The sequence below is a fragment of the Rhodococcus sp. CX genome (assembly GCF_015865005.1).
Lineage (GTDB): Bacteria > Actinomycetota > Actinomycetes > Mycobacteriales > Mycobacteriaceae > Rhodococcus.
Genome location: NZ_JADZGH010000262.1, coordinates 1127 through 15941 on the forward strand (window position 1 = coordinate 1127; position 14815 = coordinate 15941).

13 protein-coding genes are annotated in these 14815 nt (G+C 66.6%); 7 read left to right on the plus strand and 6 right to left on the minus strand.

The genetic code is table 11. The features are described 5' to 3' along the window. Positions 1 to 776: 776 nt before the first annotated feature. From rsmG to rpmH, 6 genes are all read right to left on the minus strand, one after another. Complete coding sequence (rsmG, locus tag I0Q12_RS28900; protein WP_197257093.1) at positions 777 to 1457, minus strand: 16S rRNA (guanine(527)-N(7))-methyltransferase RsmG; 681 nt, start codon at positions 1455 to 1457, stop codon at positions 777 to 779. Positions 1458 to 1569: 112 nt separating this feature from the next. Further along, positions 1570 to 2118, minus strand: a complete 549-nt coding sequence (locus tag I0Q12_RS28905) for a R3H domain-containing nucleic acid-binding protein (RefSeq protein ID WP_197257095.1) — start codon at positions 2116 to 2118, stop codon at positions 1570 to 1572. A 22-nt stretch (positions 2119 to 2140) separates the two neighbouring features. Further along, on the minus strand, positions 2141 to 3226 hold the full coding sequence (gene yidC, locus I0Q12_RS28910) for a membrane protein insertase YidC (RefSeq protein WP_197257097.1): 1086 nt from the start codon (positions 3224 to 3226) through the stop codon (positions 2141 to 2143). A gap of 57 nt (positions 3227 to 3283) precedes the next feature. Continuing rightward, positions 3284 to 3571 (minus strand): membrane protein insertion efficiency factor YidD, encoded by a 288-nt coding sequence (gene yidD / locus I0Q12_RS28915; protein ID WP_197257099.1) that lies wholly within the window; start codon positions 3569 to 3571, stop codon positions 3284 to 3286. After that, a complete protein-coding gene (rnpA, locus tag I0Q12_RS28920; protein WP_197257101.1) occupies positions 3568 to 3945 on the minus strand; it encodes a ribonuclease P protein component in 378 nt (125 codons plus the stop codon). The genes yidD and rnpA overlap by 4 nt, the downstream gene beginning before the upstream one ends. 21 nt (positions 3946 to 3966) lie before the next feature. Then, entirely contained in the window at positions 3967 to 4110 is a 144-nt protein-coding gene (gene rpmH, locus I0Q12_RS28925; protein ID WP_006550910.1) for a 50S ribosomal protein L34, read from the minus strand. Positions 4111 to 4756: 646 nt separating this feature from the next. On the opposite strand from rpmH, the gene dnaA reads away from it, so the two are divergent. The 7 genes from dnaA to I0Q12_RS34215 all read left to right on the plus strand — a co-directional run. Further along, complete coding sequence (gene dnaA / locus I0Q12_RS28930) at positions 4757 to 6361, plus strand: chromosomal replication initiator protein DnaA (RefSeq protein WP_197257102.1); 1605 nt, start codon at positions 4757 to 4759, stop codon at positions 6359 to 6361. Positions 6362 to 6930: 569 nt separating this feature from the next. Then, on the plus strand, positions 6931 to 8115 hold the full coding sequence (gene dnaN / locus I0Q12_RS28935) for a DNA polymerase III subunit beta (protein ID WP_197257103.1): 1185 nt from the start codon (positions 6931 to 6933) through the stop codon (positions 8113 to 8115). Positions 8116 to 8140: 25 nt separating this feature from the next. Further along, complete coding sequence (gene recF, locus I0Q12_RS28940) at positions 8141 to 9349, plus strand: DNA replication/repair protein RecF (RefSeq protein ID WP_197257104.1); 1209 nt, start codon at positions 8141 to 8143, stop codon at positions 9347 to 9349. Then, positions 9346 to 9912, plus strand: a complete 567-nt coding sequence (locus I0Q12_RS28945) for a DUF721 family protein (protein ID WP_197257105.1) — start codon at positions 9346 to 9348, stop codon at positions 9910 to 9912. Before recF ends, I0Q12_RS28945 begins: the two co-directional genes overlap by 4 nt. Before the next feature lie 143 nt (positions 9913 to 10055). Beyond that, positions 10056 to 10946 (plus strand): alpha/beta fold hydrolase, encoded by an 891-nt coding sequence (locus tag I0Q12_RS28950; RefSeq protein WP_197257106.1) that lies wholly within the window; start codon positions 10056 to 10058, stop codon positions 10944 to 10946. Between the two features lie 158 nt (positions 10947 to 11104). After that, positions 11105 to 13141, plus strand: coding sequence for a DNA topoisomerase (ATP-hydrolyzing) subunit B (gene gyrB / locus I0Q12_RS28955; protein ID WP_197257168.1), 2037 nt, complete (start codon positions 11105 to 11107; stop codon positions 13139 to 13141). A gap of 330 nt (positions 13142 to 13471) precedes the next feature. Continuing rightward, on the plus strand, positions 13472 to 14815 hold a 1344-nt coding region (locus I0Q12_RS34215), incomplete at its 3' end, for a HAMP domain-containing protein (protein WP_231611659.1).

Here is a 14815-nt window from a genome sequence, read left to right on the forward strand (position 1 = left end):
TGTCCGCCGCGGAGATTCCGTCGAACGGCACCGGGAAGAATTCGTCGTCGATAGCTTCGGTTTCACGTGAAACAGCAGACTCGGATCCACCCGACATTGAACGCTCCTTTATCGTCGACCCGCACCCGGGACGGTCGGCGTTGACGTGGTTGAGGCGCGAGATTGCACATCTCGATGCGACGCCCGAGGTCCGTCGAACCACCGCCGTCGCATTGGTCCCCTCTTTTCGTTCAGTATTCCATCCCGCATTCTAGGGCCACACGGTGACACTGCCGACTTTTCTGTTTCACGTGAAACATGGCGGGGCCGCGCCCGTGTTTCACGTGAAACACGACACTCCGAGAGCTGTCGCCGAGGTGCCCGTCACCGCTCCACCGCGGGCGGATAGGGCGATCCATCGAAAGCCTCTTTGCAGGAACAACTTTCGACAGATATCTAGCCAAATCTATTGGCTTTCAAAGATTTCGGTATACAAACATGGCGATCCGGAGTTGCAGCACCCGAAACTGGCGTCACAGTGACGAAATGAAATCGACCTCCCGGTACCACCGCGCACGCGACCGATTTCGCCTCATTCGGCGTTCCGAAGTCGTCCCGAACGATCTCGAGAGAATTACTCGAGCTCGAGATGCTCGAGGGACTCGAGGTTTTCTCGTATGTGTCGAACCTCGAGTTCGGTAGCAACACGAACCACAGGAATTCGGTGGCACGAAAAGACCCCTCCGCCACCTGGTGGGGTAGGGGAGGGGTCGATGTTTCACGTGGAACGTGCGCGTCTATTTCTTCTTGCGCCGCCGCGGTTGGCGTGCCATCCGTTCGGCCTTCACCACGATGGTGGGTGTCTCCAGCAATCCGACGCCGCACTCGAGCACCTCGAGATGGCCGGCACCGAGTCGTTCGAGTTCGTCCCGGTCGCGTTCGATTTCCTCGGCAGCGGAGCTTCCCTTGAGCGCGAGCATCCGGCCACCCACCCGGATCAGGGGCAGCGACCACTTGGCGAGTTTCGCGAGGGGGGCGACCGCACGGGACGTGACGACGTCCGCGCCACCCGCCTCCTGCAGAACCCCGGGCTGTTCGGCGCGCCCGCGCACGACCAGAACGTTCTCGAGTCCGTGTGTTTCGACGAACTCCGCAAGGTAGACGGAGCGACGCAGCAGCGGTTCCACGAGCGTGATGCGCAGATCCGGACGCGCGATCGCAAGCGGAATGCCGGGGAGTCCGGCCCCGCTGCCGACATCGACGACGCTCTCGTCCTTCTCGATGAGCTCACCGAGCACCGCGCAGTTGAGCAGGTGCCGGTCCCACAACCGCGGGACTTCACGGGGTCCGATGAGACCCCGTTCGACGCCGTCGGTCGACAAGGACCGGTGGTATTCCTGGGCGAGAGCGAACCGCTCGCCGAATACCTGATGCGCGACCTCGAGGACGCGTTCCTCGTCATGTTCCACGTGAAACATCCTCTCCCTACCGCCCATTGCCCCGGAACACCGGGGTCACACACGAACGGAGGGGCCCGACGTGACCGTCGGTGCCCCTCCGCTGTCGATTTTCACCGAATGCCGGTGGCGCTCAGTCCTTGATGACGACGACGCGGCGCTGCGGCTCGGCGCCTTCGCTCTCGCTGGACACCCCGGGGATCTTGGCCACGGCGTCGTGCACGATCTTGCGTTCGAACGGCGTCATCGGTGCGAGCGACTCGCGCTCACCGGTCTCGAGGACGCGCTTCGCGGCGGCCGTGCCGAGCTCGGTCAGCTCCGCACGCTTGCCCGCACGCCAACCGGCGATGTCGAGCATCAGCTTGCTGCGTTCACCGGTGGCCTGCTGCACCGCCAGCCGGGTCAGTTCCTGCAGCGCGTCGAGCACCTCGCCCTGCCGGCCGACGAGCTTCGTCAGGTCGGCGCCGCCGTCGATGCTCACGACCGCGCGATCGCCCTCGACATCGAGGTCGATGTCACCGTCGAAGTCGAGCACGTCGAGAAGCTGTTCGAGGTAGTCGCCGGCGATTTCGCCTTCCTCGACCAGGTAGTCGTCGTCCTCGGTGTCGAGGTCCGCGTCGAGCCTCGCGGAATCGGCCGTCACGTCGATGTCCTCCTGTGCCTTGTCCAGGTCACTGGCCATGGTTCGCCCTCTTCTACTTCGGTCAGCGCCGCTTGCGCTTGGAGTTCTTGGAGCCGCCCTGCTTCTTCGCCGTCGCGGACCCGGATCCGCCCGCGGGCTTCTCCGGTTCGTCGCTCACAGGCTTCTCGAGAGACAGTTCGTTCTCGTCGCTTCCAGGATTGTCGGCGATGGCGGGGTTCGCGCCCTTTTTCTTCGCACGATCCGGCCGAGCGCCCGGCTTCGGCGCGTTCTCGTTGCGACGCGCGACCGCGGCCGCCTTCTTCTCGGCTTCCTCCTGGTCGATCTTGCGGAAGACGAGGTGCTGCTGGCAGTAGGTCCAGATGTTGTTGCTCACCCAGTAGATGAGGATGGCGATCGGCAGGAACGGGCCACCGACGAGTACACCGAGCGGGAAGACGTACAGCGCCAGCTTGTTCATGATCGCGGCCTGCGGGTTCGCAGCGGCCTGGGCGCTCTGCCGCGCAACCGACGCGCGGGAGTTGAAGTGCGTGGCGATACCGGCGATGACCATGAGCGGGATCGCGACCGCGGCGATCTGCCAACGGGTGGGGATACCACCGAACGGTGCGAACGCTTCGAGCGAGGCCATCGGCTGGGTGATCCACGCCGAGATAGGGGCGCCGAACAGGCGAGCGCTCAAGAAGGACTGCACGTCCTCCGGGCTGAACGCGTAGTTACCGATCTGCGCGTTGGTCACCGGGTCCAGACCGAGCTGCCCCACACCGGTACCCGTGCGGTTGAAGGACCGCAGCACGTGGAACAGACCGATGAACACCGGCACCTGCAGCAGGACCGGCAGGCAGCCCATCAGCGGGTTGAAGCCGTGCTCCTTCTGGAGCTTCTGCATCTCGAGCGCCTGCCGCTGGCGATCGTTGGCGTACTTCTTCTGCAGCGCCTTGATCTGCGGCTGCAGCTCCTGCATCTGCCGCGTCGTGCGGACCTGCTTGACGAACGGCTTGTACAGGATCGCCCGCAGCGTGAACACGAGGAACGCCACGGACAAGGCCCATGCGACACCACTGTCCGGACCGAGGAAGGGGATGGCGCCGAAAATTTTGTGCCAGAACCACAGGATCCAGGACACGGGATAGTAGATGAAGTCGAGCACGGCTCTGTGTACTCCTCTGGTCGTCCATGATCGCCACCCACGGCGTCGGTCTCAGGTCTACGCTCGCCCGTCCAGAACTCGGCCGGGCGAGCGGGGCCGACGTTCGGGCACCGGATCCCACCCACCAGGGTGCCAGGGCGCACACTTGAGCAGTCGCACGATCGCCAGACAAGATCCGACGACGACTCCTCGCGTGCGCAACGCCTCGACGGCGTATTCGCTGCACGTGGGAGTGAATCTGCAGGTCGGCATCCGTGTCGGCGACACGTACGTGCGGTACAGCTCGATGCAGAAGATCAGTGCCCGGGCCGGCGCCGAGCGGATCTTCGACCAGGTGGCAGTCATGCCGACTGCCCCGAGTCCGCGAACAGGCCGAGCTTGGTGAGGCCCGAACGGACCTGACGCTCGAGATCGCGGGAGGTCGCGGTGGCCGCACCGGGCAGAGCACGAAGGACGATGTCGGCGTCGGACGGAACATCGTTCACGATGCCGGCGCAGATATGACGAAGCCGGCGGGCGACTCGATGTCGAATCACCGCCGGCCCGACAGCCTTGCTCACGACCAGCCCGAAACGCGGGCCGTCGCTGTTCACCACGAACTCGGACCGATCCCTCTCGATCGCATGTACGACGAGATCGCGCCGACCTTGCCGGCGCCCGTGGCGGACTGTCTCGGAGAAGTCCGCGCGACGGCGCAGGCGGTGCGGCTCAGGCAGCACCCCGAGCTCCCGTTACCGGGATCAGGCGGTGAGGGAGGCGCGGCCCTTGCGGCGACGCGCCGACACGATCGCGCGACCCGCACGGGTACGCATCCGGAGACGGAAGCCGTGAACGCGCGCGCGGCGGCGATTGTTCGGCTGGAACGTCCGCTTGCCCTTGGCCACGGTCGACACTCCTCGAAGTTCTGTGACGCCCGCAGGCGTCAGCGGTCTAACATTTTCGGAAATCGCATGACCCGTACCGAACGCGGCTGTGCAGCGACGCAGCACGGATCCGTCACTGCCGTATGAGTGACTGTTCGAGGCTACTCGGAGCGGGGTGCGAAATCAAACCGCGCCACCTCGGCGGACGCAACCCGACACGCCGCCTGCCTGCGGTTCCCCATGTCACGCAATGCATGTGACGACGGTCACCTGCGGTGTAGGCTCCCCTCATGGCTTCGCAGGGGACGAAGGTTCACGCGCACCACCGACTGTTGTCGCTGCCGGGTCACCGGCGATGTGCGCTGCCGGGTCACCGGCGATGTGTGCTGCCGTGCCACCGGCGATGTGCCCGCCCGCCGGTTTCGTGCCTCACTCGAGAACGACCCTGACCGAAGCGGTAAGCCGCGGTCCCACGGGGTTCATCGACAGGGATGACTCGACCCCGGCGCCGATCGGGAGTCACCCGGACCCGCCGGTTCACTCGAACAGATCGTTCACCAGCGCCCTGCGACCTCCGCGACCCGCAGCAGGGCGTGACACGATGCTTGTCCACACCTGTGGATAATTGTGTGGAAACTCGAACCCAGGAACTGTGGAGGACAGCTACGTGACCGACGAGCCGAACGCGCTGGCCGATGTGTGGTCGGACGTCGTCGCCGAACTCACCGCCGACGGCGGTGCGCTGACCAAAGGCCAGAAAGCATGGCTTGCGCTGGTCAAACCGCTGACCCTCGCACAGGGATTCGCCCTGCTCTCGGTCCCGTCGTCGTTCGCGCAGGAGGCCATCGAGCGGGATCTGCGCGAGCCGATCCTGCGCTCGCTCAACCGTAATCTGGGCCATCGTGTGGAAGGCCTCGGCGTGCGGATCGAAGCGACCGAGGAGACCGGCGACCCCGGCGAGGACCCGTACGCGGTCCCGCGCGACACCCTGCCCCTGGAGGGGCTGCCGCTCGATGCCCGGCCGGCCGAGCCCCGCACCCGCAAGCCCAGCCCACGCGACATGGCTCAGCCCTTCCGGCACCGTCGTCTGTCGTCCCTCGACCACGAGGTGCTCGAGGTGGAGGCCGGCGAACTCGAGGAGGTCGACGACGATCGGGAGGCCATCACGGCCGTCCGCGAGTCGTGGCCGTCGTACTTCACCCAGCCGCCCGCGCCGAGCACTCCGGCGCCGTCGGGCGGTAGCAGCAGCCTCAACGCCAAGTACACCTTCGACACGTTCGTCATCGGCGCGTCGAACCGGTTCGCCCACGCCGCGGCGGTCGCGATCGCGGAGGCACCCGCCCGCGCCTACAACCCCTTGTTCATCTGGGGTGCGTCGGGCCTGGGGAAGACCCACCTGCTGCACGCCGCCGGCCACTACGCGCAGCGGCTGTTCCCGGGCATGCGGGTCAAGTACGTCTCCACCGAAGAGTTCACGAACGACTTCATCAACAGCCTTCGTGACGACCGCAAGGTGGCATTCAAGAAGCGCTACCGCGAGACCGACATTCTGCTGGTCGACGACATCCAGTTCATCGAGGGCAAGGAAGGTATCCAGGAGGAGTTCTTCCACACCTTCAACACCCTCCACAACGCGAACAAGCAGATCGTCGTGTCCTCGGACCGTCCGCCGAAGCAGCTCGCGACCCTCGAGGAGCGGCTGCGCACGCGGTTCGAATGGGGCCTGATCACCGACGTGCAGCCGCCGGAACTCGAGACCCGCATCGCGATTCTCAGCAAGAAGGCCCGGATGGACCGGCTGGATGTCCCGCACGACGTACTCGAGCTGATCGCCAGCCGGATCGAACGCAACATCCGGGAACTCGAGGGTGCCCTCATCCGTGTGACGGCGTTCGCGTCGCTGAACCGGCAGCCGCTGGATCTCACCCTCGCCGAGGTCGTGTTGCGCGATCTCATCCCGGACTCGACGGCTCTCGAGATCAACTCGGCCACGATCATGGCCGTGACCGCGGAGTACTTCGGTACGTCGATCGACGACCTGTGCGGCCCCGGCAAGGCACGGCCACTGGCACAGGCACGGCAGATCGCCATGTATCTGTGCCGGGAGCTGACGGACCTGTCGTTGCCCAAGATCGGGCAGACGTTCGGCCGCGACCACACGACAGTCATGTACGCGGACAAGAAGATTCGCAAGGAGATGACCGAGCGGCGCAAGGTCTACGACCAGGTGCAGGAGCTCACGGCACGCATCAAGCAGCGGTCCAAGCGCTGACGGAGACACTCACATCGAACGGGTCCGGACTCTCGAGTCCGGGCCCGTTTTCGTTCGTCCACAGTCCGTGCACAGGCTCTGCACACCTGTGAGGTATCCCGAATCTCGAGATCGGAAAACATCCTCACACCTGTGGACTAGCATGTGCAGAACGTGGAATCTCTGTGGACGAACGGTGCACCGATCGTGGATAGTCTCGAGATGTTCACATTCATCCTCGAGTAGTCCTCGAGTTCATCCTCGAGTCATCCACCCCGTCGGACCGCGCGTCACCAGCGTAGACGGTCGTTACTCCACAGATTCCACACCCCCTATTACTGCTTTTGAGTTTCTTTCAAGAAAAACTCTTTGAAAACAGGGGGTGTGGAGCACTCGAGTCCACAGGCCTCTCGAGAGCGCCGACTCGCTCGAGCCCTCGGCTTTCCAAGCCGCAGTCGAAGGCATACCGTGGAGCGACGTCCCCGATGCCACCTTTCGGTGTCGGGGCCCTGTGTCAGACTTCTAAGGACTTGGCAGCCCCCCGACGTGCACTGGAGCACGTCAGCTCGGACGAGAGGATCCACCGGCAGATGGAGCTTGGAACCATGAAGTTTCGTGTTGCTCGCGAGGACTTCGCCGACTCTGTCGCTTGGGTGGCTCGCAGCCTCCCGTCGCGTCCTCCGGTCCCGGTCCTCGGCGGGGTACTGCTCGCGGCCGACGAGCAGGGCCTGACCGTCTCCGGTTTCGACTACGAGGTCTCCGCGCAGGTGCACGTCTCGGCCGAGGTGATCACGCCCGGTCAGGTGCTGGTGTCCGGCAAGCTGCTCGCGGACATCACCCGCGCGCTGCCGAACAAGCCCGTCGACGTCGTGCTCGACGGCACCCGCGTGCTCATCAACTGCGGCAGCGCGAAGTTCTCGCTGCCGACGATGCCCGTCGAGGACTACCCGCAGCTGCCGGAGCTGCCGCAGCAGACCGGGTCGCTGCCCGTCGACGTGTTCTCCGAAGCGATCAGTCAGGTCGCAGTCGCGGCCGGCAAGGACGACACGCTGCCGATGCTCACCGGCATCCGCGTCGAGATCGACGGCACCGACATGGTCCTCGCGGCCACGGACCGGTTCCGTCTCGCGGTGCGCAAGGTCGAGTGGATGCCCACCGCGGAATCCACCAGCTCGGCGGTGCTGGTTCCCGCCAAGACTCTCTCCGAGGCGGCAAAAACCGTTGGTGGTTCCGGTAATTCGCCCGTCCAGCTCGCGCTGGGCAGCGGATCCGCGGTCGGTGCGGACGGGCTCCTGGGCATCGTCGCCGACGGCCGCCGCACCACCACGCGCCTGCTCGACGCCGAATTCCCCAAGTTCCGTCAGCTGCTGCCGACCGAGCACACCGCGATGGCGACCGTCGAGATCGCGCCGCTCGTCGACGCGATCAAGCGTGTCGCGCTGGTCGCCGAGCGCGGTGCCCAGGTGCGACTCGAGTTCGCCGACGGTGGCCTGCTGCTGTCGGCCGGTGGCGACGACGCCGGCCGGGCCGAGGAATCGCTGCCGGCCGAGTTCTACGGCGAGCCGCTCGTGATCGCGTTCAACCCCGGCTACCTGCTCGACGGGCTCGGTTCGCTGCACACCGAGAAGGTCTCGTTCGGCTTCACCACGTCGAGCCGTCCGGCGGTGCTGCGCCCGGCTCTCGACGAGGAGCCGGAGCCGGACGCGTCGGGCACCTTCGCCGCGCCGGAGAGCGACTACACGTACCTGCTGATGCCCGTGCGTCTGCCGGGCTGACCGGCACGGACGAGGTGAGCGGCCCGTGTACGTTCGCACCTTCTCACTGCGCGACTTCCGGTCCTGGGACGCCGTCTCGGTGGACCTGGTTCCGGGGCCGACGGTGCTGCTCGGGCGCAACGGCCACGGCAAGACCAACATGCTCGAGGCGCTGGGTTACCTCTCGACCCTGACCTCGCATCGCGTGTCCGGCGATGCGCCGCTGCTCCGCGCCGGCACGTCACGGGCGCTGGTGAGCGCACACGTCGTCAACGCCGGCCGCGAACTGGCCCTGGACGTCGAGATCAACGACGGCAAGAGCAACCGCGCCCGGATCAACCAGTCGCCGACGCGGCGGCCCCGGGAGATCCTCGGAATCCTCCGGACCGTGCTGTTCGCCCCGGAGGACCTGTCGCTGGTCCGCGGCGATCGCCGGCGCTTCCTCGACGAACTACTCACAACCCGTATCCCCAGGCTGGGGGGCGTTCGTGCCGACTACGACAAGGTGCTGCGGCAGCGGTCGGCGCTGTTGAAGACCGCCGGCGGTGCCCTGCGCCGGGGTGCCCGCTCGGCGGACGGTGCCGGGGCCCTGGCGACGCTGGACGTGTGGGACGGGCACCTGGCGTCGCACGGTGCCGAACTACTTGCGGCGCGTATCGCGCTGCTGCACGATCTGGCGCCGCACGTGGTCGCCGCGTACCGCTCGATCGCCCCGGAGTCGCGACCGGCGCTGCTGCGCTATCGCAGCAGTCTCGGCGACGCCCTTCCCCCGGAGTTCGCGGACCCGGCGCGCCGCCCCGAACCCGGGGACCGCGCGACGATCGAGGCGGCGTTCGTCGCGGCGCTGGCCGCCGCCCGGACCCGGGAGATCGAGCGGGGCGTCTGCCTGGTGGGTCCGCACCGCGACGAACTCGAGTTGATGCTGGGTGATCAGCCGGCGAAAGGCTATGCGAGCCATGGGGAATCGTGGTCGTATGCGCTGGCGTTGCGGCTGGGTGCGTTCGAGTTGCTGCGGTCCGACGGCACCGATCCGGTGCTCATGCTCGACGACGTGTTCGCGGAGCTGGACCGGCGGCGGCGTACCGCGCTCGCGGCGGTCGCGGCGTCGGCCGAGCAGGTGCTGATCACCGCGGCGGTCCCGGAGGACGTGCCGTCCGAGCTTGCGGGGACCCGGTTCTCGGTGCGCGCCGAGGACACCGAGCGGGGCCGGTTGTCGGTGCTGACCCGAACCGAGGTCGAGGAGGTGCGGCCGTGAACGACGAGAACGGAAGCGTTTCTCCACATCATCCACAGGATGATCCACAGGAACCGTTGCGGGGCATCGATCTTGCGCGTCGTGCTCTCGAGGAGGCTCGAGCGGCCGCCAAGGCCAGCGGCAAGTCCGTCGGGCAGGGGCGTGCGTCGCGGGGACCGGTGCGGCCGCGTCGTCGTCGGCGTGGATGGTCCGGGCCCGGCCCCGACGAGCGCGATCCGCAGCCGTTCGGTGCGCTCGTGAACGCCCTGGCGAAGCAGCGCGGATGGTCCGGTCACGTGTCGGAGGGCACGGTGCTGGGCAGCTGGGCGCGTGTGGTGGGCGACGACATCGCCGCGCACGCATCCCCGACGACGTTGCGCGAGGGTGTGCTGCACGTGTCCGCGGAGTCGACGGCGTGGGCGACGCAGCTGCGGATGATGCAGGCGCAGATCCTCGCGAAGATCGCCGCGGCGGTCGGGCACGGGGTGGTCAAGGAACTGCGGATCACCGGTCCGACGGCGCCGAGCTGGCGCAAGGGCGAGCGGCACATCCGCGGTCGCGGACCGCGCGACACGTACGGCTGAGCCGCAACCGTAGATTTATCTATAACCGAGTGTTACGTTAAATTCGCCCAGGCCGGAAAGGGTCTCGCACGGCCATCGGCGGATCGCTGGAAACTGTTGTTGTTCAACGGTTTTCGTCGCTTCCTGTCACTCGGGAGGTTTCTGTGTCCACACTCACCGTCACCCGCGACTCGATCCGTCTCGAGGTCGTCGTCGAGGGGAATCCGCACGGCCCGACGCTCGTGCTCGTGCACGGCTGGCCCGACACGCACGCGCTGTGGGACCGCGTCGTGCCGCTGCTCACCGACGAATTCCGCGTCGTGCGCTACGACAACCGCGGTGCCGGAGCCTCGAGTATTCCGCCGCGGGTGCGGGACTACCGGCTCAGGGAACTGGTCCGGGATCTGAACGCGGTCGTCGACGCGGTCGGCGGGGGACCGGTGCACCTGCTCGGCCACGACTGGGGTGCGGTGGTGTGCTGGGAGGCGGTGTGCGAGCCCGGCGCGGCCGGCCGCATCGCCTCCTACACCTCGGTGTCCGGACCGAACCTGGACCATCTGGGGTTGTGGATGCGCAGGAGCCTGCGCTCGGGCCGATTCGCCGGCCCGCTCGCCCAGGCCGTCGCGTCCGCGTACACGCTGGCGTTCCAGCTCCCCGGGGTGCCGGTCCCCGTCCTGCGGTGGGTGCTCGCCCCGAACTGGGCGCGTTTCGTCGGCCTGTTCGACCGCGCCGATCCGTCCGTCGTGTCGCCGGCGCCCACCCTCGCCGACGACATGGTGCACGGCCTGAAGCTCTACCGCGCCAACATCCGGCGTCGGCTGGACTCGCCGCGGGAGCGCGTCACCGACGTGCCCGTTCAGCTCGTGCTGGCCGGCCGCGACCGGGCGGTGCGGCCCGTGGGATACGAGGACACCGAACGGTGGGTGTCGAACCTGCACCGGGAACGGCTCGATGCGGGACACTGGTCGCCGCGGACCCACCCCGGCGAGCTGGCCCGCCTGACCGGGAACTTCGTCCGGCAGACGGCCGAGCGGGAGTCTCCGCGGCAAATTTGATGCGACGGGCCGCGTGATCGCCGCTGCGTGGCAATGAGCGGGGCGGTAAGCCCGTCCTGTGTCGTCCCCGGCGCTTGTCGTCGCTGCAAGTAGGATGGGTGGACATGCGTGGCGCGAACGCGCGCGAGGCCGAGGCGGAGAAGGAGAGCTACCCACCCGTGGCTGCCCAGAAGTCGAACAAGAGCAAGAGTGACTACGGTGCTTCGTCCATCACCGTTCTCGAGGGACTCGAGGCGGTGCGCAAGCGCCCCGGCATGTACATCGGCTCGACCGGGGAACGCGGTCTGCACCACCTGATCTGGGAGGTTGTGGACAACTCCGTCGACGAGGCGATGGCCGGATACGCGACCAAGGTCGACGTGACCCTCCTCGAGGACGGCGGCGTCCAGGTCGTCGACGACGGCCGCGGCATCCCCGTCGGAATGCACGCCTCCGGTGCCCCCACCGTCGAGGTCGTCCTGACACAGCTCCACGCAGGCGGCAAGTTCGATTCGGACGCCTACGCCGTCTCCGGTGGTCTGCACGGCGTCGGTATCTCCGTCGTCAATGCGCTGTCCACGAAACTCGAGGTCGAGATCGACGTCGACGGCTACCACTGGGAGCAGACGTACACCGCGTCCAAGCCCGGTGAGCTGATCCGGGGTGAGGAGAGGAAGACCACCGGCACCACCGTGCGATTCTGGGCGGATCCGGAGATCTTCGAAACCACGACCTACAACTTCGAGACCGTCGCGCGCCGCCTCCAGGAGATGGCGTTCCTCAACAAGGGCCTCACGATCACGCTCACCGACGAGCGCGTCGCCCCCGAGGAAGTCACCGAAGAGGTCGTCAGCGAACTCGCCGAGGCGCCGAAGACCGCCGAGGAGCAGGAGACCGAGCAGTCTCCGGAGGCGCCGCACAAGGTCAAGTCCCGCGTCTACCACTACCCGGGTGGTCTCGAGGACTACGTGCGCCACATCAACCGCACCAAGCAGCCGATCCACAACTCGGTCGTGGGCTTCACCGCGCGCGGTACCGGCCACGAACTCGAGATCGCGATGCAGTGGAACTCGGGCTACTCCGAGTCCGTCCACACCTTCGCCAACACCATCAACACCCACGAGGGCGGCACGCACGAGGAAGGCTTCCGTGCGGCGCTGACCAGCGTGGTCAACAAGTACGCGAAGGACAAGAAGCTCCTCAAGGACAAGGACCCGAACCTCACCGGTGACGACATCCGCGAGGGCCTCGCGGCGATCATCTCGGTGAAGGTCTCGGAACCGCAGTTCGAGGGCCAGACCAAGACCAAGCTCGGTAACACCGAGGTCAAGTCGTTCGTGCAGAAGGCGTGCAACGAGCACCTGACGCACTGGCTCGAGTCGAACCCTGCGGACGCGAAGACGATCGTGACCAAGGCCGTGTCGTCGGCGCAGGCCCGCGTCGCGGCCCGCAAGGCCCGCGAGCTGGTGCGCCGCAAGAGCGCCACCGACCTCGGCGGCCTGCCCGGCAAGCTCGCCGACTGCCGGTCCAACGACCCGAGCAAGTGCGAGATCTACATCGTGGAGGGCGACTCCGCAGGTGGTTCCGCCAAGTCCGGTCGCGATTCGATGTACCAGGCGATCCTGCCGCTCCGCGGCAAGATCATCAACGTCGAGAAGGCCCGCATCGACCGTGTCCTCAAGAACACCGAGGTCCAGTCGATCATCACGGCGTTCGGCACCGGCATCCACGACGAGTTCGACATCTCGAAGCTGCGCTATCACAAGATCGTGCTCATGGCCGACGCCGACGTCGACGGCCAGCACATCGCGACGCTGCTGCTGACGCTGTTGTTCCGGTTCATGCGCCCGCTCGTCGAGAACGGCCACGTCTATCTCGCTCAGCCGCCGCTGTACAAGCTCAAGTGGCAGCGTTCCGAGCCGGAGTTCGCCTACTCGGACCGCGAGCGCGACGGACTGCTCAAGGCGGGTCTCGAGGCCGGCAAGAAGATCAACAAGGACGACGGCATCCAGCGCTACAAGGGTCTCGGTGAGATGAATGCCACCGAGCTGTGGGAAACCACGATGGACCCGAGTGTGCGGGTCCTGCGTCAGGTCAGCCTCGACGACGCCGCCGCGGCAGACGAGCTGTTCAGCGTGCTGATGGGCGAGGACGTCGAGGCTCGCCGGAGCTTCATCACCCGGAACGCGAAGGACGTCAGGTTCCTCGACGTGTGATGCCGGTGTGACGGCAGGGCACGAGTTGTGTTGCAAATCACAGCTTTTGCCCTGCCGTTTTCGCGTGTCGGTGGCGCACGCAATAGCGCGGGCACATTACCGGTGAGTACTATCTGCTGCGATCGTGTGTTCGCGATTGTCGATCGGGGGACGGCGGTGCCGGGGGAAATGGAAAGTTCTTCCGTATTCCCTGTATGTCCCGCTAAGGTGCCCTCACCCAGGAACGCCTCATTCGACTGCTTCCACGCGGTGCTTCGCGCCCGGTCGTCGGATCGGGTCGGGTGGAGTGCAGTGCAGAGTCGTGATCGGGGTGGAAGGAGAGCTTGATCCATGAGTGACGATTCGCCGCCCCGGCAGCGGTGGTGGAACATCGAGGGGTGGGGTCTTCGCTGGAAGGTCACTGCAGTACTCGCCATTCCGGTAACGGTGGCGATGGTGCTCGGTGGTCTGCGTATCCAGGAAGAGCTCACCAACGCTGTTCACTTCTCGCAGGCTGCCGATCAGGTCGCGCACGTCCCTGATCTCGTCGACTTCGGTACCGCGCTCGGTACCCTCGCGGGTACCACCGCGGCGGGTCTGAGCACGCCGGAAGAAGTCGCTCGACTCGACGAAACACTCGAGCAGGTCCGCACCGTCGCGCTGAATCCGGAGCTCGATCCGGTCGTCGCGGCGGACCTCACCCGCGTGCTGGCGAGCGCCGAAGCACTCCGTGACCAGATGAAGGCCGGCCAGGTTCCGATCGCCGACCTGAATCAGCGCACCACCGAAGTGCGAAGCGACATGTCGAACATCGTGAGCGCGATCGTCGACCCGATCGAGGACGAAGAGGTGCTGCTCGAGGGCACCCGCCTCGTCGACGCGTGGGCCACCCAGCGTTACCTGTTCGACCAGGTGATGGGCATCGTCTCGATCCTGCGGGATCCCGATCAGCCCGGCACGCAGCTGGTTTCCGCGTCCGGTGCCGAGCTCGCCATGCTCGAGACGCTCGCGCGTTCCTACCCGCTGGCCGACGGCCAGATCGAGGAACTGCGCACCGCGGTGAAGACCCGCTCCGACATGGTCGACGCTGCCGGCGACGGTCCGCTGCCACTGTTGAACCTGCGCACCTCGATGATGCGAAGCCTCGAGATCTACGGGTCGCTGATCGAGCAGGCCACCGAGGGCATCACCAGCACCGTCGAAGAGCGTGCCGCGGAAACCCGCTCGGCCGCACTGCGCGACACCGCGATCGTTCTCGCGACGCTGCTCGCCGCTCTCGTGCTCGCGCTGCTCGTGTCGCGGTCCCTCGTCGGACCGATCCGCCGGCTGCGTTACGGCGCACTCAAGGTCGCGCGTCAGGAACTGCCCGAAGCCGTCGACCGCATCAAGCTCGGCGACAACATCGAGGACATCGAGTTCACCCGCGTTCCGGTGCACACCACCGAGGAGATCGGCCAGCTCGCCCGCGCCGTCGACGACATGCACGGGCAGGCACTGCGTCTCGCCGGTGAGCAGGCGCACCTCCGCCTCCAGATCAACGAGATGTTCGAGACGCTGGCCCGGCGAAGCAAGTCGCTCGTCGAGCAGCAGCTCGGCCTCATCGAACGACTCGAGTTCGAGGAGAAGGACCCGAGCCGACTCGAGAGCCTCTTCCGTCTGGACCACCTCGCGGCCCGCATGCGCCGCAACGGCGAC